Below are 22,538 nucleotides of genomic sequence, written 5' to 3' on the forward strand. Positions count from 1 at the left end.
TTCGCGCCTACCCGGGAAGGGCGAACTTGATGCTGCGTTGCATGCTGGCCAGCGCAATCGTGATCACCGTGTCCATGGCGTTGCAGGTGCCGTTTCTCGCGCTCTCTCTCATCGCGGTGTTTTTCGTGACGCAGTCGAATGTGGTGATGACGCGCCTGATCGGCATCCTGTTTATTCTCGGCACGACGCTCGGCATCGGCTGCATCATTGTCGTGCTCGAGCTGACGTACGACTTCCCGCTGCTGCGCATCGTGATTTCGGCGGCCCTGTTCTTCGCAAGCGCTTACCTGATGCGCGTGGCGAAGGTCGGCGCCGCGTTCATGCTGGTCGGCATCGTCGTCATCTACGTACAGTCGTTCGTCGATTTGACCGACCAGGCCGAGGCGCTGGTTCGCGTCTCACTATGGGTGTGGGTCGCCAACACCTACGCCATTGCCGTCACGCTCGTGATCAATACCCTGTTCCTGCCCGCGGAGCCCGCGCGCCAGCTCGAAGACGCGATGCTAGGTCAAATTGAGGCGGTCGACGGGCTCCTCGCAGCGCTCGAACGCGGCGACACTTCGGTGGCCCGCCCCAACGCGGGCCGCGTCCAGAACGCCGCGCTCACGCTGCAGAAACTGCTGCGCTTTTCGACGATGCGCGATCCGGAGTTCAGGCGCCGACAGGCCTTTCACCTGGCCCGTGTGGCGACCGTCTCGCGACTGTTCACAGCGGCGGCGCATCTGGACGGCAGCGCCGGGAATGCCGGAGCCGGAATCGTCCCCGCGCTGCGCGACGGTTGCGCGCGTCTCGCGGAGTCCATCCGCACGGGCGAGCGCTTCGTATTCGCCGGCGCGGCGCCCGTTTCCCGCGCCGCGCCCCTGCCCGGCGCGCTGTTCGAAATCGGCAATGCCCTGCGGGCCTTCGCCGACCGCAGCGCAGCGCCGGAGCCGGCCGAGTCGCCCGCGGAGAAAGAGCGGATGCTCGTGCAAGACGCCTTTTCCAATCCCGTGTATGCGCAATTCGCACTGAAGACGTTGTTTGCGGCGTTGCTGGGCTACCTCTTTTACCGCGCCACGGACTGGCAGGGCATTCACACCGTCATGCTGACGGCGCTGATCGTGGCGCAGCCGAGCCTTGGCGCGACGGGCCGGCGCGCGATATTGCGTATCGCTGGAGCCGCCGCGGGCAGCCTGCTCGCGCTCGCCATGGTGATCTGGGTGGTACCGAACATCGACGGGCTGACCGGCTTGCTGCTCATGTCACTGCCCGTGATCGCGCTCGGCGCGTGGCTGGCTGCCGGATCGGAGCACATCAGCTATGCGGGCACCCAACTCATGTTCACGTTTGCACTCGCCCTGCTCGAGCAGTTCGGGCCGACCACCGATCTCACAGAAATCCGCGACCGCATGCTCGGCATTCTGCTGGGTGTGGCCATCTCCGCAGTCATCCACGCGTCGCTGTGGCCCGAGGCGGAAGGCGAGGCGCTGCGCCAGCGTGTCGCGCGCCTGCTGCGCCGCATCGCGGCGCGCCTGCGGCAACCGCAAAGCGCGATTCCCGCCCTGCTGTGGGCCGAACACGCCGATTGCGAGGCAATGGCGGCCCGTGTCGCGCTGGAACCCGGCTGGCAGCCGGGCGAAGCGCAACACGAGATGTTCCAGCTACACATGCAGGCAGTGCTCGCGCAGACCCGCGAGATCCTGCTGGCAAGCGACGCATTCGAAGCCGAGCTGCGGGCGCTGCCCATACAGACACCGGGCGGCCTGGGTACCCCGACGCAGTTCGGCGAAACGAGTGCCGCCTCGCTGGAAGGCTACGCAGACGACCTGACTGCCCGGCCTGGATCGGTACGCGCGCCCGCGCTCGTCGTTCCCGCGCCGATCGCCGAACCGCACAGCGCCGATGAGCGCATCGTCGCAGGCGCCGCAAAACTGGCCGCGCAGATTTCGACGCTGCCCCACTGGGGCGTGGCTTCGTCAGACCGCGACTTCACTACCCACGCATCGCAAGCATGACCGTATCCTCTGTTTCCGTTGTGTCCCGCTGTCTGCGCTGGGGCGCAAGCGCCGCCGTGGCCTGCGCCTTGTCCGCTTGCGCATTGGTCCACGAAGCCAGCAAAGCCCCGGCGCCTGTCGCCGCGGAGCAGATCCGTCTCGCCAGCGACATCCAGCTCGCGCACGGGGACTGGCCCGCCGGTCCATGGTGGAGAGCGTACGCGGACCCGCAGCTGGACGCTCTCATCGAGCGCGCGTTGGCTTCCTCGCCGTCGATCCTGATCGCGCGCACGCGCGTCGCTCAGGCGAAGTCGGACATCGATCTGGTACGGGCGGGCACCAATCTCCAGATCGCGGCGCTAGGAGCCATAGATCGCCAGCACGTGTCGTCCAACGGGTTCCTCGGCGCGTACTCGGGCGACCAGCCGCTAATTGGCGCCACGGGGCCGTGGTACACGGAAGGCATTGTCGGCCTCGGCGCCAGCCTGAGCGTCGACATCTGGGGCAAGCAGCGCGCCCAGGTGCAAGCCGCGATGGGCGTGAGCAACGCGCGGCGCGCCGAACTGGTGGCCGTGGAACTCGAACTGTCCACCGATGTGGCGCAGCTTTATTACGGTATCCAGACGACATCCCAGCTGGTCGACCTGCTCGACCAGCTACACGACGAGGCGGCGTTTTCTGTCGACGCTCACGCCGCCCGCGCAGCGCGCGGCCTCGAGCCCAAAACGCAGACTGAACTCGCACGTGCGCATCTGCTGGCGACGCAGCGTCAGATCGTGGCGGCTCAGGCCCGGATCATGCAGTTGCGCGAATCGCTGCGCGCGCTGCTCGGCGCGGGGCCAGACGATCTCCCGCAGATTCGGCCCATGCCGTTGCCCCTGCCGCAGGCCAGCTTGCCGCCTACCCTGTCGTACGAGCTGCTGGCTCGCCGCCCGGATCTCCAGGCCATGCGCTGGTACGTGCAGTCCTCGTTCGACCGCATCGACGCCGCCAGGGCAGCGTTCTACCCGAGCTTCGACATCAAGGCTTTCTTTGGCGTGAATGCGCTGCATCTCTCCGACCTGTTCACGCATGCGAGCCAGCAGATCAACCTGATCCCGGGGCTGTATCTGCCGATCTTCGAGGGCGGCCGCCTCAATGCAAACCTTGATGCCGCGCGCAATGCGCGCAATGCGCTGATCGAGCAGTACAACCAGTCCGTGCTCGATGCGGTACGCGACGTGGCTGTGACGGGCAACAGGCTGCAGGACCTCGAAGAGGAGACGAACCTGCAGACGCAGAAGATCGAGGCGGTATCGTTCGCCGAAGCGAGCGCGCAGGCGCAGTACCAAAGCGGCGTTGCGAGCCGCCTCGCGGTCACAGACGCGCGCCAGGCGGTCGTGCTTGAGCGCATCGCCCTGCTCGATATCGACGCGCAGCGGCTGAGCCAGAACATCGCGCTCACGAAGTCGCTGGGCGGTGGCTACAACGCCAAGGCGGATGCGCTTCTGACTGATCACCCATGACGACGATCCTGCGGACTGCTTTCGGTACGCCCCTGACCGGGGCGATGCCGCAAACCCTGGCTGCCGCACAAGTGCACCCGGATTGCGGCGATGCCCTCATGCTGGTCTTCCGGGTACACAGGAGCCTCAGTCGTGCGCTCACCGATGACCTCCAGCACGCACTTGGCGTTTCATTTTCGCATGCGCGCGCCATGCTCTGTCTAGCCGGCTCTCGCCCTGTCACCTGCACGGAACTGGCCCGGCGCCTCAACTGGGACGGCAGCCATATCTCCCGCCTGGTTCCCGTGCTGGAAAGGAAGAATCTGATCACGAGCCATCGGTGCGCAGACGACCGCCGTACGGTGCGGCTTTCGCTGACCAGCGCGGGCGCCGCGCTCGCGGATCGTGTGCCTGCCGTCTTGCGCGACAGTGAGGAAAGATTCCTCAGGGGAATCGACGAGCGTGAACGCGAACTGTTACGCAGCCTGCTGCTTCGAGTTGCTTGCCACGGCGAAAACGCGGTATGCGATCGGGCAGATGGCGCGTCCAATGCTCTGGATAACTGAGTGACACCATTTTGGCTTCGGCAGCGGGCACCAGGCCGACGGGCAGAACGCAAATGGAGTGCCCCGGGGACATGACTCTGTTTGATTCCGGAATAATGTTATCTGCAGTTGACGGTTAACCAAAGCTCACTCTTCAGCTTAGACTTTTATGGAGCGCCGACGCATTGCTTGGCCGTCCACAAAAACCAATGGGATTGAGTTAACCATGAAATCGCTGATCCAGACCGTTGCCGTCGCACTTGCCCTCGTCGCACCGCTTACCTCGTTCGCCCAGTCGAATGGCCAGATCACCCGTGCGCAAGTTCGCGCCGAGTTGGTCCAGCTTGAAAAAGCCGGCTACAACCCAGCCCGTGGCGAAGACCCCAACTATCCGGCTGATATTCAGGCCGCAGAAGCCAAGGTTGCCGCAACGAACGGTAATTCGAGCGGTTACGGCGGAGCCACGAACGCTTCGTCGGATGCGGGTTCGCCGCACGACGTTCGGCTTTCGTCGTACTCTGCTCAGATTTACGAATACCACTAAGTTCAAGCCAAGCGCTGCACTGTGCGGGTGCGCGGACGGCTACCGTTATCCCATGCCGTTCAACGTCGACTTGAAGTCGTTATAGTGAGGAAAGCGAGTAGACGCCCTTTGCGGTGCCTACGTGGTGTGTGGCCCGGGGCAGCCAACTTTCCGCCAACTGCGTTAAGCGTCCCCCCGGGGGGAATATCGTGATTTTCGGCCTGCTTCTTTCGAAACCCATACTCGAAAGTCACTGCGTCAATGCCTCATGACGGCCGTCTGCGTTCCTTCGGGCTGCCGGGCAATGCGCATGAAAAAACGGCGAGCACTTCCTGTATTACTGCCTCGCTCATTTCCTGGGGCGCGTTCATTATCGAGAACTGCACGCCGTCGCACAGGCTTACCAAGGCGAGCGCGAGGGCGTCCACCTGCAGGGGAAATGGGCTGCCGTCGCACCGCGAAACAGCGCCGGATGGACGTGCTGACCTGATCCCGCTTTCCATGCCTGCAGGCGTTAATGTGTTTTTGAAATGTGGCGTCTCTGCGCGCGAGTAGCCTGGTCTCGATCCAAACTGCGAAGCAGTCGTGATCTCGGAGATCTTGGCTGTAGTGAGCGATAGCGCGCGCCCTCAACTACCCGCGTGCCACCCTCTTCTTCGACGAATCTCTCGGGCGGCCGAAAGCAGGCGCTCCCGCGTCTACTCTTTCCTCTGTGCTTGCGTCAGGCGTTCGCGATTCACGGCATAACGTATTGGTTCGATCGCCATCTGCGGTGTCACCGCTTGGGGGGCGCGTGTCAGATGACGGGCTCGCACCGACTCTTTCGACATGGATTCAAAAATCTCGCACCCGCCTCGACGGTTCGCGCAAACTATTTCCCACTCTGGATTACTTCGACCACGGCACATTGAGTTTGCCGACGCAAACACAATGTGCCCACTAACGATAGGCCACCAGATCTTTGGTGGCCGTTACTCAGCATCCCAAACAAGATGATCGGCTCAAGACCGCCGGGAATGTACGAGGTCCGTAAAGGGAGTATACGTCCACGCAATTGCGCCGGCCAGTCTCGCTGACGCGGGGAACGCCCGGAGGCGTACATGAAATTCTAGAACATCTTGCGAAGCCCCATTGCGACGCCCAGTTGGTTCGTGCGGCCAATCGTGTTGGTCGGAATGCTGGCTGAATCGACCGCGCCCGGATAGTCGGCAGCAAAGGCACCGGTGCCGCGCGCCCAGTCGGTAATCGCATAGATTTCCGTTTGCTTCGAGAATGAGTACTCGGCGAGAATACTGGCTGACTGGTTCACACCCCTTCCGAGGTTACCATCGAGCAGAAGCGCATTGCGTGTCTTGCCGTAGTAGTACGCAAACGTGAACAGCAGCGGAGCGGTAGCTTGCCAGTTGGCACCGACATAATAGGTGTCGTCGATCCGGTTAGGGCTGTAACCATGCAATGTCGGCGCGCCACCTTGCTGCATGTTGTAGTCGGTCAATCCAGTCTGGTCCTGCCCATGCAGCCATCCTGCGAGCAGGCGGACATCGTGGTTGACTTGATACGCGCCACTGATGTGGAAGAAATTCGTCTTACCGCCATTGATTACGCTGCCGGTATTGTTGCCAACCGATGAGCCGGTTGCGGACGTCGGCACGGAGACCTGCTGGAAGCCGGCATTCAGCATGGCGGGGCCATACGTGTACGTTAATTCCACGGCATAGGTCGCGCCGAGACCCACTGCGCCTGGCTGGTTTCCGAAGCCGTAAATGGCATCGATCGCCAGGTTGTTGAAGGTGCCCCTATACTTGACCGAGTTGTTGACTTCCAGATAACTGCCGATACCGTTGTACATCCAGCTGTTTTGCCAGTAGTTGCCAACCGTCAACGGGTCGAAGACATCGCCCAGGGTATCGTAAGCGGGCGCGTATTGCTTACCAAAGGTCAGCGCGCCCCACCTGTTGCTGGACAGCCCCACGTAGGCCTGCCGGCTGAACAGCGTGTTAGCCTCGTGGAGCTGTCCATTAAATGCTTCGAATCCGTTTTCGAGGCGGAAGACGGCGGAGAGGCCATCCCCCAAGTCTTCGGAGCCCCTCAAGCCCCAACGGCTGTGAGTTTCCGGGCCCGAGGTCATGGAGACCTGATCACCACCGCCCGGGGCCGCATTCGTTTGATACCGAATAGCGTTGTCGACCAACCCGTAGAGCGTGACTGAACTCTGTGCGAATACCGATGACGCTGCAACAGTGAAAAGTGCGCCTACAGCACCGGAAATTGCGACTTTCTTCATTTTCGTCCTGACCATGATTAATTACTTTTCGACTCGATCAACGCTTCACCGAGACAGAACGGGTAAACCGTCATCGGGAGAATAGTTCGCCGTAATTTTTCCGGGCAACTTTCTTTAAGCGCTGTTGTATGTTTTCCATGCATCGCGTATGGTGCGTTGCCGCTCAATCCTCGGCCCGACAAGGCTGTTTTCAATTAATAGCGTTTCTGGAAATGTCTGATCCAATTAGACGCTTGATCCCCGAAGGACTCGAATTGCCCTGTCAGTCGGATATATCGAGAGTCCAAAAGCTTTCCAGACTAGCGGGGCGCCCTCCTGTAAAGCGAGGATGGCGGATTGAGGTCGCCATGACAGGCCCGAAATCCGTCCGCGGACTCCGCAGCCATGAGAGCGATATTCCCGCGATGCACCAGTGAACGAGGCGGCAGCGAACGAGAGCACCTTGTTTCAGGATGCTGCTCTCCTTCGCTTACCAATACCGCCACTGCAACAGCTTTTCTCTTTAACTGATCTCCTGGCGACGCTTAACCAGACACGCGATCCGCAATGTTTGCGGAAGCGTCCACGTCGCCATGGTGTTCGCGCTCGTCGAGGTATTCGGTACGATAACCCGCACTCACACCCCAGTAGTAGAAGACTAGCGCACAGGCAATCACGACCAGCATGTCCCATCCGTAGGGCAGTACGCCGAGACCGCCGAAATCCTTGCTGCCGATCAGCGACAGAACCGCCATTGCCGGCAAATAGGCTATCAGCCACCACGCCGCTTTCAGATCGCGGCCCCAGCCACTAAAGCCCGACTTGGCCTGAAAATAGAAGTACACGGGCAGTGCGACGACCATTAGCAGGATGATTTCCCCAGTCAGCGGCCACTTCGCCCAATAGAGAACGAGCGATGCACAGACGAATGCGAACGGTGCGATCACATTCATGAACGGTAAGCGCAGCGGACGAGCCAGATCCCTGGCCGCACGGCGCAGCGCCATCAGGCTGATCGGGCCCGTGAGAAAGGAGACGACTGTCGCGACGGAGATCACCGCGGACAGGGTCCCCCAGCCGCGGAAAAAGAACAGGAAAATGAACGAGACGAACAAATTGAACCACATGGCCTGCCGCGGCACGCCGTAGAACGGGTGCACGTTGCCGAACATCTTTGGCATCGTGTGATTGCGCTCCATTGCGTATATCATGCGCGTCGTTGTCGCCATGTAGGTCGTACCGGTGCCGCTCGGGCTGACGAATGCATCGACGTACAGCAGGACTGCCAACCAGTTCAGATTCAGCGCGATCGCCAGTTCCGCGAACGGCGACGCGAAGTCGAAGTGATTCCAGCCTTTCGCGACATCGGAGGGGTTGACGGCGCCGATATAGGCGACTTGCAGCAACACGTAGATGACCAGTGCGAGCAGGATCGAGCCGATCACGGCGAATGGCACGCTCTTCGCCGGATTGCGCGCTTCACCCGCCAGGTTGATCGGGCTCTGGAAACCATTGAAGCTGAATACAATGCCGCTCGTAGCGACCGCCGTGAACACCGCTGGCCATCCGAACGGTGCGAAACTGCCAATCGTGCCGAAGTTTGCCTTGTGAAAGCCCGTCAGCATCAAGCCGAGGATCGTTGCACCCGGCACGAGAAATTTGAAGATCGTGATCGCTGAATTGGCTCGCGCGAACACCCTTACGCCCCAATAGTTCAGCATGAAGTAGATGACGACGAGCAGCGCCGAGAGAAAGATACCGGTTGACGTCAGCGATCCGTCTACGAGTAATCGGTGCGCCCACTCGTAGGGCCAGGTGCTCATATACTGGATCGAAGCTTCGGCCTCGACCGGAATCACCGACACCATTGCGATCCAGTTGGCCCACGCGCTGACGAAGCCGACGAGCGCGCCATGCGAATAGCGGGCGTAGCGCACCGTGCCGCCGGACTCGGGGAACATCGCGCCAAGTTCCGCGTACGTCAACGCAATGGCCAGGATTACCACGGCGCCGATGAGCCAGGCACAGATAGCCGCCGGACCCGCGATTTTCGCGGCCTTCCATGCACCAAACAGCCAGCCCGAACCGATGATCGAGCCTAAACCAGTGAGCATCAGTGCGATTGGCCCGATGTTCCGTCGAATAGAACTTTTCACTTCTTTTCCTAGTATCACAGATCCCCGACAGGAGAATCCACACAAAAGCGGTGAGACTAAGCAGCCAAAAAACTGGCATTAACCCCACGTTCCGAATAAGTTCCTTTCGGATCAGGCTATATACCGATTCCATTACATGCGAGACCGTTTCAATTGAAATTGATCCAGCCGGAAACTGAAACCCTCGAGTAATCGCCGCTTGCTGAAATACACCCATCGACTGCAGTCGAGACGCAACGAATCCGCGACACGCCCACGCACGGCATGCATGGGCTGATTGATCGCCGTTGCGGCGCCGCCTTCGACGGTCGGCACGCCCAATGCCGACATTCCTTTTAGTCTTACGGCGGTATATGTCAAAGGCGCAGGCAGGCATCCGGATCGAGGGGGCGCGGCAGAGACAAGCTCGCAATCCAGGAACGTGGGCGCGCGAAGCAGCGCAAAACGCAGCTTCACGATCATGCTCCCGGTGTAATTCTCGACCGTCATTTCGGGGCCCGCGGCGCGCGGTCAGTCACGTCTGGCACGCGGCAGGGTACCGATTCCGTTTGCAAGGTACCGTTGCGGCGACCGGTTCAACGGACGCCTGGCGGCACTCCCATCGCTATAGAAATTCGTCGGGAAATGCTGAGTCGCTTGATTAACTGGAATATGTTGTTGCGCGCAGCCGCGTTGCTCGCGCCGATCTTCATCGTCGAACGGGTGACGGGCGACGCCGAATGGTTGAGCGTACCGGTCATCACCGTGTCTGCGTTTGTGGCGGTAGAGCGCGGACGTCTCGCGCCGCTTGGTGCCGTGCTCTACGCGCTCGCGATTGGCGTGGCCTTCGTCGCAGTGACCGCCTCTTATGGCACGCCCGCCGCGTATATCGGCGTCTCGATGGTGCTTGCGGCCGCATGCGCGAGCTTGCTCGCCGGCGGCAGCGAGATGCGTTGGACCGGTTTTTTTGCCTTTATTCCAGTCATGTACTTCGGCTGCCAAACGGCCCGCGAGGCGCATGGCCATGCGTATCTGAACGCCGGCATAGAGGCCATGCCCTATGCGCTGGCCGCAACGCTGCCCGTCATTGTTGCCTCGATCGTCAGCTACGCCATGCAGCGTGAACCCCGCTCAGAGCACGGCTGGCTGGCGCTACGGCTGATCAGCGAGCCGCCTTCACCGGGGCGGCGTGAGGCGATCGTTGCCGGGGTGCTCGGGGTGGGATTGGCGTCGGCCTTGGTGGCATGGCATCCGATGCCCTATCAGGAGTGGTTCGTCTGGTCGGCCTTCAGCGTTGTGACAGGCGATTGGAAATCGGCGCGCTCAAAGTGGCGCGACCGATTGGCGGGCACTATTGTCGGTGTGCCGGCGGGCGTGCTGGTGGCGATGCTTTTGCCGCATAGCCACCCGCTTGCCAATGCGGTGGAGATTGCGATCGCGCTGGAACTCGTTGCTTTCCATCGGTACGTGGTGGCGTTCGGCGTGCGGTGTGCGATGCATGCGGCCGCGATCGTCATTTCAGGCCACGCCTGGTTCTGCGCGGATGCACGCCTCATTGACGTAGTGCTCGGCAGCACCATCGGGATCGCGTTCGTGTTCGTCGCGCGTCAGGGGGCGCGTTCTCTGCGGCGCAACACCCCAGGGGTGTGACGTCCCCGCGCGTTGGCCAACAGTGAAATTACTTCTCGATATACGTCGCTGCTAGCCGTTTGTTGAACGGCGTCGCGCTGAAGAACTTCGATCGCTGGCTGTCGCTCACATATGTCGCGACGCTCGCGACGAACCCGGCGTTGTCACTGCCTTGTCGTCTTGCAACGCTTCCTCTTCCGCCGTTTGAAGCGAACGTGATCAATTCCATTGACGGCAAGCGCCATCGTATCTCGTCGTGCTTAACTGCACCGTCGTCGATAGCGCTTGCTACACGTTTCACCTTGCGCGCGAGTATTCGCGTCCGGTTCGAACGCTTGCGCTGGCGGACCCCGGCGGACGGAAGGCGCCTCCCCCCGGGGATGAACTTAACGAGGCGTCGGAGTTTGAGAGGCCTCGCCCGCCGACGAACGCAGCGCGAGCGGCGAAAACGGGACGGTCTCCTGCGGCGTCGGCAGCGCCGCCGCCGTCCAGCCGCCCCCCAACGCGCCGACCAGCTCGACCGCCGCCTGCAGCCGCCTTGCATGCACCTTCGCCGCCGACAACTCCGCGTTGAGCGCCGCGACCTGCGCCACGGTCACGTTCAGATAGTTGTCGAGGCCGCTCGTGTATAGCTCCATCGCGATCGTCTGGACCTTCAACGCCGCGGTGACCGCGTCGCGTTGTTGTCCGTACTCCGTCGCGAGCTTGTCAGTGAGCGCGAGCTCATCTTCGACCTGCCGGAATGCATCCAGCACGGTCGCACGATAGTTGTCGGCCGCCTGGTGCACGGTGGACCAGCTTTGCTGAAGTTCTGCCCGGCGCAAGCCGCCCTCGAACAGCGGCAACATCGCCGAAGCGCCTACCGACCACAGACTTTCCGGCAGCGCCGCGAGTGCAACCCCGTTGTCCTCGAAGCCGAAGCTGGCGGCCAGATCGATATTGGGGTAGAACGCGGCACGCGCCACGCCCACCGCTGCATTGGCCGCAGACATCCTGCGCTCCGCCGCCGCGATGTCCGGGCGCCGTTGCAGCAGTGCAGAGGGCACGCCAACCGGAACGACCGGCGTGCTCAGATGCGCAAGCCCATCGGGCGCCAAGGTGAACGTCGACGGATTGGCGCCCGCCAGCACCGCGATCGCATGCTCGAGCACGGCGCGCTGCGCCTCGATCTCCGTATCGGCGGCCTGCGCGGCGGCCAGCTGGTTGCGCGCCCGCTCAACGTCGAGGCCCGGACTGATCTGCCGGTTGTAGCGCAGCGAAGTGAGCTTGACGGCCTCGTTGTACGACCGGACCGTGTTCGTATAGATCACGTGCTGCTCGTCCAGACCTCGCAGCTTCACGTAGTCGTCCGCCAGTTCCATCTCGAGGCTAAGCCGCGCCGAGGAGACCATGGCCGCGGCAGCCTGGGCGTTGGCCGTCGCATAGTTCGTCCGGTTACGGATCTCGCCCCACAGGTCAGGCTCCCAGGTCGCGGCCGCGCCATATCCCAGCGAAGACTCTTCGAGCGGCGATCCGGAACTGGCACTGTGAAAGAGCGCGTGCTTCGACAAGCCGTTGTCCGTGGCGAATGCCTGCGCGCTCAACTGGGGGAACAGTTGCGAACGGGCCTCGGCCACGACGTCGCGCGCCTGCGTATACGTTTCCTGCTCGGCGCGCAGTGTCGGATTCGAAGCATCCAGCTCGCGTTCCAGGGTGTCGAGTTGCGGGTCCTTGAAAACTTCCCACCAGGGTCCCCGCGAAAGCTGATCGCCGGGCCGCGCGAGCACGAACGGTCCGGTCCCCTGGTAGCTGTCGGGCAGCACCGTTTTGGGCGGGCTGTAGGTCGGCGCGAGACTGCATGCGGCGAGCGGTGCGACGAGCGCCAGCAGTACGCCAGCCCGGCGCAGTGCGATCTTGATTGGAGATTTCATTTTGAATTGTTCCCCGCATTGTCGGCATGCGCTTGCACTGGCGCCTGCGGTTGCCCCTGGGGGGTTCCAGCCGCGTTGCCCGGCCCGATGCCCGGCACGCCGCTCACGATGCGCACCTGCTGAGCTTCGAGTATCCCGGCGGACGGACTGACGATCACGCGATCGTCGGGCTTGAGGCCCGACACGACCTGCACGTCCTGACCGAGGTTGAGCCCGAGCTTCACGTTCTGGAGGTGGACCCTGTCATGCGAATCGACGAGCGCGACCTGCATGCCCTGATCGCGGAACAGCAACGCCTGCTCGGGTATGACGAGGACGTTCTTGTCCGAGGGAACCTCGAAGTGCACCGTTGCATAGGTGCCGGGCCACAGCAGATGCTCGGGATTCTGTGCGACCAGTTCGGCCACCACGGTTCTCGTCTGTGGATCGAATGCGTTGGCCGTGGTCACGAGCTGTGCATCGAATACGCGCCCCGGATACTGCGGCACCGTAAACGTGGCGTGGAGCCCCGCGTTCAGCATCGCTGCATAATCCTGTGGTACCGAAACGAAGATGCGCATGGCGTGCACGTCGGCCACCGAATACAGTTCGGCCGCCGCGCCGTGCGAACTGACATCGCCCCCCGCGGGACTCACGTAGTTGCCGATGTCGGTATTGCGCGCGGTCACGATGCCGTCGAAGGGCGCTACGATGCGCTCGAACTTCATCAGTGCGAGGTCGCGCTGCACCTCGTCCTGGGCGGCTTGTACCTGCGCCTTCTTCGCGGCGGCATCGGCCACCTTGATGTCGACATCCTCCTGCGACACGGCTTCGGTACCCGAAAGCGCCTTCCAGCGCGTGGCGGTGACGTCGGCGAGCACGCTGTTCGTCTTCGCGACTGCCAGCTTCGCGAGCGCGGCCTGGTATTGCGCATCGACGGTCGGCGCATCGATCGCGGCAAGCAACGTGCCGGCCTTCACGAACGCCCCGTAATCCACGTACCACTTGTGCACATAGCCCGATACCTGCGCATAGATCGGCGCTGTGTACCACGCCTTGACGTTGCCCGGCAGCGTAACCGAACGCGTCGCCGGCCCCACGGCTGGGGAAGTCACCTGAACGGGGGCAATGGCGTCCTGGTCAGCGACGTTCTGCAGATCTGCCACGTTGTCGTGGCGTTCGACGATCCCGTGGATCACCAGCCCTCCGAGTATCAAGGCGGCGACCGCCGCGATCAGCTTGGGTCGGGTACGGCTCGGAGCCTGGGCCTCCAGCTCTATCTCGCGATGTACGTTCATTGATGAGACTCCGTGGCTTTCTTGTCGTTGCGATGCATGATGGCAAAGACGCAGGGAACAAATAGCAAAGTGGCAAACGTGGCGACCAGCAAGCCGCCGATCACGGCCCTGCCGAGCGGGGCGTTCTGCGAATTGCTGAAGGACATGGGCAGCATGCCGATGATCATTGCGAGCGCCGTCATGATGACCGGACGGATCCGTGCGTAGCCCGCTTCGATCGCGGCCGCGACGGCGTTGCCGTGCGCAGCCAGACGCTCGCGGGCGAACGAGACGACGAGGATCGAGTTGGCGGTAGCGGTGCCCATGCACATGATGGCCCCGGTGAGCGCTGGAACCGAAAGGCGCGTGTGCGTGAGGAACAGACTCCAGACGATGCCGGCAAGCGCGCCGGGCAACGCCGTGATGATGATGAACGGATCGAGCCACGACTGGAAATTGACGACAATCACCAGATACACGAGCAGCACCGAGACGGCCAGGCCGCCAATCAGCTCGAGGTAGGCGCTCATCATCGTCGTTGCCTGGCCGCGCACATGGATGCTCGCGCCATGCGGCAGTTGCGGCGCCAGCTCGTGAATGGCCTGCTGAACGTCGTCGTACACGGCGCCCTGGTCGCGTCGCTGATTGCTGACGTAGATATCCACCACGGGAAGGATGTTGTAATGCGACACCAGCAGCGGCGTGCCCGTCTGGCTGATGTGGCCAAGCGCCCCCAGCAGTTCCATGCGGTTGCCGCTCGGTGCGCCCTTGCCCTGGTCGATCGGGATCGTCTCGAGATCGTTCATCGAGGTGAGCTGGTCCTGGGGCGTCTGCATGTTGACGAGGTGCGAAACGCCGCTCGCCGTGTCGAGCCAGTAAGTCGGCGCGGTCTGGCCGCTGCCCGAGAGCGTCGCGAGCGCATTGTTGGCGACATCGGACTCCGAAAGATTCATGCCCGAAGCAAAGGAGCGGTCGGCGGCAACGAGCAGCGTCGGTTCATTGAAGGCCTGCTGGATGCGCACGTCGGCGGTCCCGGGGATCTTCCTGAAACGGGCTGCGAGCTGTTGTGCATACGCCATGTTGGCCGCTTGCCCCCGGCCCGAAATCTGCACGTCGATGGGCGCGGGCAATCCGAAGTTGAGGATCTTCGCCGTGATATCTCCCGGCAGGAACGAGAATTCGGTGCCAGGGAAGAGCTTTGGCAGTTCGCGACGCAGCTTGAACCGGTAATCGTCCACGGGCGACGCGTCATTCTTTAAGCCGATGTCGATGTCGCAGTCCTGCGGCCCGATGGTGCCGTCTGCGCTGTAGGCTTCATTGATCCCGCTCGCCGGCAGCCCGCAGTTGTCGACCAGGTTGGTCACCTGGCCCGGCAGCATCTGCCGGATCGCATGGTTCACGAGCACCGCATTGCGGCTTGCGTCTTCAAGGCGCGTGCCGACCGGCGCGCGCATGTGCATCGCGATCTCACCGGACTTGATGCCCGGAAAGAAGTCACGGCCGAGGAATGCGATCAGGCACATCGAGGCGACGGTGCACGCGACGAACACCGGCACAAAGCGCCGCCGATGGTGCACCACGCCCGTGAGGACCACCCGGTATCGCTCTCGGAACCTCGTAAAGCGTCGCTCGAAGCCGCGCTGGAAACGCTTGAAGAAGCCGGGATCGCCGTGGTCGCCGCCGTGACCATGTGCCTGGCCGCGAAGCAGCCACGCAGCCATGGTGGGCACGAGCGTACGCGAGAGGATGAACGAAGCGATCATCGCGTAGATGATGGCTTCCGCAAGCGGCCGGAACAGGTAGCCGGAGATGCCGCCAAGCTGGAACATCGGCAGCCAGACAATGCAGATGCAGAGTGTCGCCACCAGCGTGGGCATCACGATCTGGTTCGCGGCAGCAATGATCCCGGGTTCGAGTTCCGCGCCGGACTCGAGGTGCGAGTCGATGTTCTCGATCATGACGGTGGCATCGTCGACGAGAATCCCCACCGCGAGCGCCAGGCCGCCTAGTGTCATCACGTTGATCGTCTGCCCGGTCAGGTGCAGCATGATCACCGAGCAGAGGATCGCAAGCGGAATGGAAGTCGCCACGATGATCGTGGCACGCCAGTTTCCGAGAAACAGAAGCACGGTCATGCCCGTGAGGACTGCGGCCGTCAACATTTCCTGCACGACCTCACGAATCGAGTCGCTCACGAAGCCCGATGCGTCGTTCAGCGGCGTGATCTTCACGCCGGGCGGCAGCGTCCGCTCGATGGCGGGCAGCGCCTTCTTGACGCCGGCCACCACCGCGAGCGTCGAAGCATTGCCGCTCTTCAGGATTTCGATGAGCACCGACTGCTTGCCCTTGACGAGCACGGCGTTCATCTGCGGCGAGGGACCGCGGTGGACATAGGCGACATCATGCAGGTAGACCGTGGCGCCATTGACGGTCTTGATCGGCAGGTTGTTGAACGTCGATACCGCAACCGGCGTGGAGTTGGTCTCCACCATGAAATCGAGCGCGCCGATCTTCTGGTCACCCGCCGGCAGCACGACGTTCTCGTGGCTCAGCGCCGCGGCTACGTCCGCGGCGGAAAGGCCATGCGCGAGCAGCTCCGCCTGATTGAGATCGACCTCCACGTACAGCGGCGCACCGCCATACGGGCTCGGGATCGACGTGCCGGGCACCGACACCAGCGCGGGCCGGATCAGGTTCGATGCCATGTCGTAGACCTGGGCGGCAGTCATGTTCGACGCCGACACCTGCAGATCGAGCACCGGCACGGATGAGGCACTGTACGACAGGACCTGCGGCGGCGTAATGCCCGCGGGCATCTGCTTGAGCACGGTTTGTGAGATCGAGGCCACCTGCGCCTGCGCCGCGTCGATGTCGGTGCCGGGCTGGAAGAAGATCTTCACGACGGCGCGCCCATAGAGCGACTGGCTCTCAATGTGTTCGATATTGTCGACTGTGGCGGTCAGCGCGCGTTCGTAGTAGTACGCCACGCGCCCGGACATGTCTTGCGGCATCAGCCCGGTATAGGTCCACACGACCGCGACAACGGGAATGCGGATGGCAGGAAAGATATCTGTGGGTGTCTTGCTGATTGCCGATAGCCCCCCGAGGATGATGAGTATGCTCATCACCACGAAGGTCAATGGACGGCGCAGCGCAACGAGGACAATGGCGTTCATGAATGGGTGTCCGCAATGTCTGGTTCAGTCGGTTCGAATGTCGAGTGCGATACGGCGAGGCGTTGACCGACGCCGCCGTTCCCAGTTCCGCCGAGAAAGAAAATGAAATTTCACGAGCATTGGGCCTTCCTTGACGATGGGGTGAACGCAGAGTTTTTTCTCCGACGGTTAGCAAATCATTTCAACGCGGCACGTGAGCGGTTTCAGTCGTAACGATTGCGAAAATGTCTCCTGTTTTTGCCACCCGGCTCAGGCGAAGCACAATCCCATCAAATTACTTCGCAATCCTTTGTAACGTCAAAACCGCTTGCCGGACGCGTTTGTTAATCGGTGACTTCAAGCAGATTTCATTTGTAAATCGGGAGATATGGACAACCTGCCTCAGGGGAACAAGAATGAGTCCCGAAAGCAGGCAACCACCAACCGGACAGTGCCTGGGGCGTAACAACCGCGCGCTTGCGGGCGGCTGCCGCCGATGTCATGTGAAAAACTGTGGAGCATGTTATGAGCACGAGTAACACACGGACCGCACGTCAAATCCTTCGAGATCCCCGCAGCAACCGGGGCACGTCCTTTAGCGAAGAGGAGCGCCGCCGCTTTGGGCTCGAGGGGCTGTTGCCCCCCGCGGTGCTGCCGCTGGACCGGCAAGTCGCGCGAGTCAAGGCCGAAGTCGCAGCACTGGACAACGACCTTCAGAAGTACCTCTTGCTGTCCGATCTGCAGGCCCGCAACGAAACGTTGTTCTATGCGACGGTCATGTCCGATCCCGCACAGTTCATGCCGATCGTCTACACCCCGACCGTGGGCGAGGCGTGTCAGAAGTTCGACCATATCTTTCGTGCGACGCGAGGCGTATACCTCCCCATCACGGCACGCGGCCGTGTCGACGAACTACTCGCCAACTGGACGGTCGAAGACGTTCGCTTCATCGTGGTGACGGATGGCGAGCGCATCCTGGGACTGGGCGACCTGGGCGTCGGCGGCATGGGCATTCCGATCGGGAAGCTCGCGCTCTATACCGCCTGCGCGGGTGTCCCACCGGAAGCCTGCCTGCCGGTCATGCTCGACGTCGGGACGAACAACCAGGCCCTGCTGGACGACCCGCTGTATCTCGGCCTGCGCCGTGAGCGCGTACGCGGCGAAGCATACGACGCCTTCCTGGCGGAATTCGTCGAAGCGGTCCAGGCGCGCTTTCCGAAGTGCTGTATTCAGTGGGAAGATTTTGCGAACTTCAACGCGGTCTCGCTGCTCGCCCGTTACCGGGACCGCATCTGCACATACAACGACGACATTCAAGGCACAGCCGCGATCGCCCTCGCCGGCATCTACGGCGGCCTGCGCATCACCGGCCAGAAGCTCTCGGAACAGCGCTTCCTCTTCCTCGGCGCAGGCGCCGCGGCAACCGGCATCGCGGGGCTGATCACGCAGGCCATGATGCAGGAGGGGCTGTCGCGCGAAGAAGCGCTGCAACGCACGGCGCTGTTCGATGCGAACGGCCTGCTGGTGCGTTCGCGCGACGATCTGGCCGACTTCCAGCGCCCCTTCGCGCTCGACCACTCACCGGTCGACCGCTTCGTCGACGCGATCCGGGCATTGCGCCCGACAGGCATCATCGGCGTGAGCACCGTGCCGCACCTGTTCGACAAGGACGTGATCGAAGCCATGAGCGCGCTCAACGAGCGGCCCATCATCTTCCCCTACTCGAACCCGACCTCGCGTTCCGAATGCACGGCCGAGGAGGCTTATCGCTGGTCCGATGGCCGTGCGATTTTCGCGAGCGGCAGTCCGTTCGCGCCCGTGACGTTCAACGGCCGCACCTTCGTCCCGGGGCAAGGCAACAATGTGTATATCTTCCCCGCACTGGGCATGGCGATCTACGCGACCGAGGCCACCCGCGTGACCGATGAAATGTTCATCGTTGCCGCGCAGGCAGTAGCCGAACAGGTATCCGCCTCCGACCTGGAGAAGGGATTGATCTATCCGCCGCAGCAATCGATTCTCGAAGCTTCGCTGCATGTCGCCACCCGCGTGGCGAACTTCATCCATGACCATGGCTTTGCCCGTGCGCCGCGCCCCGCCGACATGGGCGCTCACATTCGCGCATGCGCATATCGTGCGGATTATCGGAGCATCGCGGACTTCAGCGCCGCCGCATGACCGCGTCTCGAACTGCGCCGCCCGGCGCAGTTCGGCGCACCGAAATCGAACCCACGGAAAGGCAGGTGCCTGAATGCATCGAATCGTAATCGTAGGCGGCGGGGCCGGAGGCCTCGAGCTGGCGACCCGTCTGAGCAACCGCTTCGGCCTGCGCAAGCGTCAAGGCGAGCGCAATGTTTGCGTCACGCTGGTCGACCGCCACCCCGCCCATGTCTGGAAGCCCCTGCTGCACAAGGTGGCAGCGGGCAGCATGAGCCCGGCCTCCCACGAGCTTTCCTATGCCGCCCAGGCTCGCTGGCACGGATTCGATTTCCATCAGGGCGAACTGATCGGGCTCTCGCGTTCGTCAAAGCAGGTGATGCTCGGCGCCGTGCATGACGATCAGGGTGTCGAGTTGTTGCCGCAGCGCGCACTCGACTACGACACGCTGGTCGTCGCGATCGGCAGCACGACTCAGTACTTCGGTGTGGAGGGCGCGGCCAGTCATGCGATCGCGCTCGACTCGGTCGCCCAGGCCGAGCGCTTTCGCAGGCGCTTCATCGAAGCGTGCAGGCGGGCCGGCGGGGCGCGCGGCAGTGAGAACGGCGCCCTCGCGCCGCGCATGCAGGTAGTCATCGTCGGGGCTGGGGCAACGGGTGTCGAACTGTCGGCGGAGCTGCGCGATGCCGCCTGCGAATTGTCGCAATATGGACTTCACGATCTCGACCCGACGCACGATGTGGGAATCGTCGTCATAGAGGCGGGGCCGCGCATCCTGCCAGCGCTTCCCGAGCGCGTGGCACGCGCGACGGCTGAACGTCTCGGCCAGCTGGGCGTGACGTTGATGGTGGGAGAGTCCGTCGCGCAGGTGCTCCCCGGCTGCGTGCTCACGCGCAGCGGCCAGCGGATACGCGCGGACTTGACGGTCTGGTCCGCCGGCGTGACGGCGCCGCCGGTGCTTTCCCTTCTCGACGGTTTGAACGTCAATCGGCGCGGCCAACTGGTCGTGCGCGACACGCTCCAGTCCGAAACCGACGACGACGTCTTCGCGCTCGGCGACTGCGCAGCCTGCGAATGGCCGGGAAAAAGCGGCGGCGTGCCGCCGCGCGCGCAGGCGGCGCATCAGCAGGCCGCTTTTATGGTCGAAGCGCTCACATGCCGGGTCGAGGGCAAGACACTGCCACAGTTCAAGTATCGCGACTTTGGGTCTCTGGTTTCGCTGAGCCGGTTCGGCGCGGTCGGAAACCTCGTGGCAGGCAGCGGTGAGGGCATGTATGTCGCCGGCTGGGTTGCGCGCGGCCTGTACGCGTCGCTTGAGCGCATGCACGTCGCGGCGTTGTACGGCATCCGGCGCATGGCGCTCGACACTGTGGCGAACTGGCTGCGCCGGTCGACGAGCCCTCGCATCAAGTTGCATTGAAGCGACGACGCGGCGCCCGGCACGCGGTGCGGCCGCAGTCTCAGCCGGAAGTGAACGTAAAGGTTACCTCAAAGTGGCTTCTGCAGCGCATATCCTTTTGCCCATCTTCGCCCTGATCGCAGCGGGCTTCGTCGCCCGCCGGTTGGGTTGGTTCGGCCCGGCGGCGGCGGCGGAGCTCAACCGGTTCGTCGTTCATCTGGCGTTTCCCGCGTTGCTGTTCTCCGCCATGGCCCGCACGTCGTGGCGCGATCTCGACCAGCCCGCACTGGCCACGACATTTGCCCTGTCATGCGCCGCGGTGTTTGCCGCCGTGCTCGCGTGGCGCATGATCTCGGGCCGCCGCCTGGCCGATGCCAGCATCGACGCCATCGCCGCGTCCTATCCAAACGCAGGCTTTATAGGCTTCCCGCTGTGCCTGCTCGCGTTCGGGCCTGCGAGCCTCACGGCGGCCACCATCGTCAATATCCTGGTCGCAACGGTCCTCTTCGGCGTCACCTGCGTGCTGATGGAGTTCGGCCTGCAAGAGGAGCCAAGCCGCCTCAAGATGGTACTCAAGGTGTTCAAAGGGCTTGCGCGCAACCCGATGATCGTGGCGCCGCTTGCAGGAGCCTTGGTTTCCGGACTGAAGCTGAAAGTCCCTGGCGCGGCCGGTTCGTTCCTGAGCCTGCTTGGCGGCGCCGCAACCCCGGCCGCGCTCGTGGGGCTCGGTATGTTCCTTGCCGAAAAGCGCAGTCCGGCGCGCGGCACGACGCGCGATAGCGTGCTGCTGATGCTCGCGAAGCTGCTGATGCAGCCACTGGTTGCCTGGTGGTTGGCGTTTCGCGTTTTTGCGCTGCCTGCCTCGCTGGGCCAGATCGTCGTGATGCTGGCCGCACTGCCGACCGGCACCGGGCCTTACATGCTGGCCGAGCACTACAAGCGCGATGCATCGCTGACCTCGCGCATCATTCTGCTCTCCACCGCGGTTTCGCTGGTCTCGCTTTCGGTTTTGATGACCTACCTTCATGCCGCACATTGACATTGGTTTGCGCGCCGATGGCAAATCTCGACTCACTGGATTGCATTTGAAATGGGTGACGGATCGCATTGGGCACCACCCCTCGCCAATTGCGCGACCCACGCAATGCCGATAACGTTGCCGGCGGTGTTGATGCTGATTCCGCATAGCCGTTAAAATCTGCGTACGGTCAAATCAGCAGGCTGACCTTTTCTTACGCAACGTTGTCCGAACTATCGGCAACCGCGATCGGCAACCGCAAATCGCATGGGCTAACCCGGGCATTTGCTGTCTCAGGCTTTCAGTCATGGTCGACGTCACCTTGCCTCACATCCTAATCGTCGATGACGATCCCGCCATTCGCGACGTCACGACCGAATACCTTGGACAGAATGACTTCCGCGTCTCCGCTGCGGCAAACGGTGGGGAAATGGCGGTCACGCTCAGGGACGGTGCTGTTGATCTGATCATTCTGGATTTGCGCATGCCTGGCGAAGACGGTATGAAAATCGCCAGCCGCATTCGTGAAGAGTCGACGCTCCCCATTTTGATTCTTTCGGGCCGCAAGGAAGAGGCGGACCGCGTGATGGCGCTGGAGCTGGGTGCGGACGACTACATGACCAAGCCGTTCAGTTGCCGCGAGCTGCTGGCGCGTGTTCGCGCCCTTCTGCGCCGGTCGAAGACCGCCCAGGTTGCCACCGGGCGGCAGGCCAATGCGCGAGGCTACCGTTTCGCGGGTTGGGAACTGAACATCAACACACGACGCCTTCTCTCCCCGGCCGGCGAACCGGTGGGCTTGACCAACGGCGAGTTTTCGCTGCTCGCCGCGTTTCTCGCTTCGCCCGGCATGGTCCTGACGCGAGATCAACTGCTCGAATCGAGCCGGCTTTACGACGAGGTCTACGACCGCGCAATCGATGTGCAAATTCTGCGGCTGCGCCGAAAAATCGAGGAAGACCCGTCGAACCCGCGTTACATCAAGACCGAGCGCGGCGCGGGCTACGTCTTTGCCGCGCAGGTGGAAAAACTCGCCGCCCTGGTCGTGTGGGAAAGGCGCTGACCCGCAGCTGGCTGCCTCGCCGCATCCAATA

General features: G+C 62.7%; 15 protein-coding genes. 9 read left to right on the plus strand and 6 right to left on the minus strand.

The features are described from left to right. Positions 1-41: 41 nt before the first annotated feature. From AB4Y40_RS36820 to AB4Y40_RS36835, 4 genes are all read left to right on the plus strand, one after another. Positions 42-1,994: an FUSC family protein gene (locus AB4Y40_RS36820; RefSeq protein WP_368692043.1), complete on the plus strand. Its 1,953-nt coding sequence runs from the start codon at positions 42-44 to the stop codon at positions 1,992-1,994. Beyond that, positions 1,991-3,478: an MdtP family multidrug efflux transporter outer membrane subunit gene (locus AB4Y40_RS36825; RefSeq protein WP_368692044.1), complete on the plus strand. Its 1,488-nt coding sequence runs from the start codon at positions 1,991-1,993 to the stop codon at positions 3,476-3,478. The genes AB4Y40_RS36820 and AB4Y40_RS36825 overlap by 4 nt, the downstream gene beginning before the upstream one ends. Continuing rightward, positions 3,475-4,023, plus strand: coding sequence for a MarR family winged helix-turn-helix transcriptional regulator (locus AB4Y40_RS36830; RefSeq protein ID WP_368692045.1), 549 nt, complete (start codon positions 3,475-3,477; stop codon positions 4,021-4,023). Before AB4Y40_RS36825 ends, AB4Y40_RS36830 begins: the two co-directional genes overlap by 4 nt. Before the next feature lie 205 nt (positions 4,024-4,228). Beyond that, entirely contained in the window at positions 4,229-4,546 is a 318-nt protein-coding gene (locus AB4Y40_RS36835) for a DUF4148 domain-containing protein (RefSeq protein ID WP_368692046.1), read from the plus strand. 1,087 nt (positions 4,547-5,633) lie between these two features. On the opposite strand, the gene AB4Y40_RS36840 is transcribed toward AB4Y40_RS36835, so the two are convergent. The 3 genes from AB4Y40_RS36840 to AB4Y40_RS36850 form a co-directional block, all read right to left on the minus strand. Further along, positions 5,634-6,809 carry a porin gene (locus AB4Y40_RS36840; RefSeq protein ID WP_368692047.1) on the minus strand — a complete coding sequence of 392 codons (1,176 nt, stop codon included), beginning with the start codon at positions 6,807-6,809 and terminating at the stop codon, positions 5,634-5,636. 524 nt (positions 6,810-7,333) lie between these two features. Next, on the minus strand, positions 7,334-8,944 hold the full coding sequence (locus tag AB4Y40_RS36845; RefSeq protein WP_368692069.1) for an APC family permease: 1,611 nt from the start codon (positions 8,942-8,944) through the stop codon (positions 7,334-7,336). A 132-nt stretch (positions 8,945-9,076) separates the two neighbouring features. Beyond that, positions 9,077-9,433 (minus strand): hypothetical protein, encoded by a 357-nt coding sequence (locus AB4Y40_RS36850; RefSeq protein ID WP_368692048.1) that lies wholly within the window; start codon positions 9,431-9,433, stop codon positions 9,077-9,079. A 147-nt stretch (positions 9,434-9,580) separates the two neighbouring features. Between AB4Y40_RS36850 and AB4Y40_RS36855 the strand changes: the two genes are divergently transcribed. Beyond that, positions 9,581-10,573, plus strand: coding sequence for an FUSC family protein (locus tag AB4Y40_RS36855; RefSeq protein ID WP_368692049.1), 993 nt, complete (start codon positions 9,581-9,583; stop codon positions 10,571-10,573). A 365-nt stretch (positions 10,574-10,938) separates the two neighbouring features. Here the strand turns inward: AB4Y40_RS36855 and AB4Y40_RS36860 are convergent, their stop codons facing one another. Genes AB4Y40_RS36860 through AB4Y40_RS36870 form a run of 3 tightly spaced genes read right to left on the minus strand, consistent with a single transcriptional unit; the run spans position 10,939 to position 16,894 of the window. Further along, positions 10,939-12,462, minus strand: coding sequence for an efflux transporter outer membrane subunit (locus AB4Y40_RS36860; RefSeq protein ID WP_368692050.1), 1,524 nt, complete (start codon positions 12,460-12,462; stop codon positions 10,939-10,941). Next, the gene (locus AB4Y40_RS36865; protein WP_368692051.1) at positions 12,459-13,739 is read right to left on the minus strand and encodes an efflux RND transporter periplasmic adaptor subunit; all 1,281 of its coding nucleotides are present in this window, start codon (positions 13,737-13,739) and stop codon (positions 12,459-12,461) included. Before AB4Y40_RS36865 ends, AB4Y40_RS36860 begins: the two co-directional genes overlap by 4 nt. Further along, positions 13,736-16,894 (minus strand): efflux RND transporter permease subunit, encoded by a 3,159-nt coding sequence (locus tag AB4Y40_RS36870; RefSeq protein WP_368692052.1) that lies wholly within the window; start codon positions 16,892-16,894, stop codon positions 13,736-13,738. Before AB4Y40_RS36870 ends, AB4Y40_RS36865 begins: the two co-directional genes overlap by 4 nt. Positions 16,895-17,398: 504 nt before the next feature. Here AB4Y40_RS36870 and AB4Y40_RS36875 point away from each other — a divergent pair. The 4 genes from AB4Y40_RS36875 (at position 17,399) to AB4Y40_RS36890 (ending at position 22,507) form a co-directional block, all read left to right on the plus strand. Then, on the plus strand, positions 17,399-19,051 hold the full coding sequence (locus AB4Y40_RS36875; protein ID WP_368692053.1) for an NAD-dependent malic enzyme: 1,653 nt from the start codon (positions 17,399-17,401) through the stop codon (positions 19,049-19,051). Between the two features lie 73 nt (positions 19,052-19,124). Then, on the plus strand, positions 19,125-20,450 hold the full coding sequence (locus AB4Y40_RS36880) for an NAD(P)/FAD-dependent oxidoreductase (RefSeq protein ID WP_368692054.1): 1,326 nt from the start codon (positions 19,125-19,127) through the stop codon (positions 20,448-20,450). A 73-nt stretch (positions 20,451-20,523) separates the two neighbouring features. Beyond that, positions 20,524-21,468 (plus strand): AEC family transporter, encoded by a 945-nt coding sequence (locus tag AB4Y40_RS36885; protein ID WP_368692055.1) that lies wholly within the window; start codon positions 20,524-20,526, stop codon positions 21,466-21,468. Between the two features lie 286 nt (positions 21,469-21,754). Then, positions 21,755-22,507 carry a response regulator gene (locus AB4Y40_RS36890; RefSeq protein WP_368692056.1) on the plus strand — a complete coding sequence of 251 codons (753 nt, stop codon included), beginning with the start codon at positions 21,755-21,757 and terminating at the stop codon, positions 22,505-22,507. The last annotated feature ends 31 nt before the right edge of the window (positions 22,508-22,538 follow it).

This window comes from Paraburkholderia sp. EG287B, assembly GCF_040965595.1.
Classification (GTDB): domain Bacteria; phylum Pseudomonadota; class Gammaproteobacteria; order Burkholderiales; family Burkholderiaceae; genus Paraburkholderia.

Excerpts from the sequence above, each read along its gene's own strand:
- AB4Y40_RS36825 (WP_368692044.1), top strand. The coding sequence starts at position 1,991 with ATGACCGTATCCTCTGTTTCCGTTGTGTCCCGCTGTCTGCGCTGGGGC.
- AB4Y40_RS36835 (WP_368692046.1), top strand. The coding sequence starts at position 4,229 with ATGAAATCGCTGATCCAGACCGTTGCCGTCGCACTTGCCCTCGTCGCA.
- AB4Y40_RS36870 (WP_368692052.1), bottom strand. The coding sequence starts at position 16,894 with ATGAACGCCATTGTCCTCGTTGCGCTGCGCCGTCCATTGACCTTCGTG.
- AB4Y40_RS36865 (WP_368692051.1), bottom strand. The coding sequence starts at position 13,739 with ATGAACGTACATCGCGAGATAGAGCTGGAGGCCCAGGCTCCGAGCCGT.
- AB4Y40_RS36840 (WP_368692047.1), bottom strand. The coding sequence starts at position 6,809 with ATGAAGAAAGTCGCAATTTCCGGTGCTGTAGGCGCACTTTTCACTGTT.
- AB4Y40_RS36880 (WP_368692054.1), top strand. The coding sequence starts at position 19,125 with ATGCATCGAATCGTAATCGTAGGCGGCGGGGCCGGAGGCCTCGAGCTG.
- AB4Y40_RS36850 (WP_368692048.1), bottom strand. The coding sequence starts at position 9,433 with ATGACGGTCGAGAATTACACCGGGAGCATGATCGTGAAGCTGCGTTTT.
- AB4Y40_RS36860 (WP_368692050.1), bottom strand. The coding sequence starts at position 12,462 with ATGAAATCTCCAATCAAGATCGCACTGCGCCGGGCTGGCGTACTGCTG.
- AB4Y40_RS36830 (WP_368692045.1), top strand. The coding sequence starts at position 3,475 with ATGACGACGATCCTGCGGACTGCTTTCGGTACGCCCCTGACCGGGGCG.
- AB4Y40_RS36890 (WP_368692056.1), top strand. The coding sequence starts at position 21,755 with ATGGTCGACGTCACCTTGCCTCACATCCTAATCGTCGATGACGATCCC.
- AB4Y40_RS36875 (WP_368692053.1), top strand. The coding sequence starts at position 17,399 with ATGAGCACGAGTAACACACGGACCGCACGTCAAATCCTTCGAGATCCC.
- AB4Y40_RS36820 (WP_368692043.1), top strand. The coding sequence starts at position 42 with ATGCTGGCCAGCGCAATCGTGATCACCGTGTCCATGGCGTTGCAGGTG.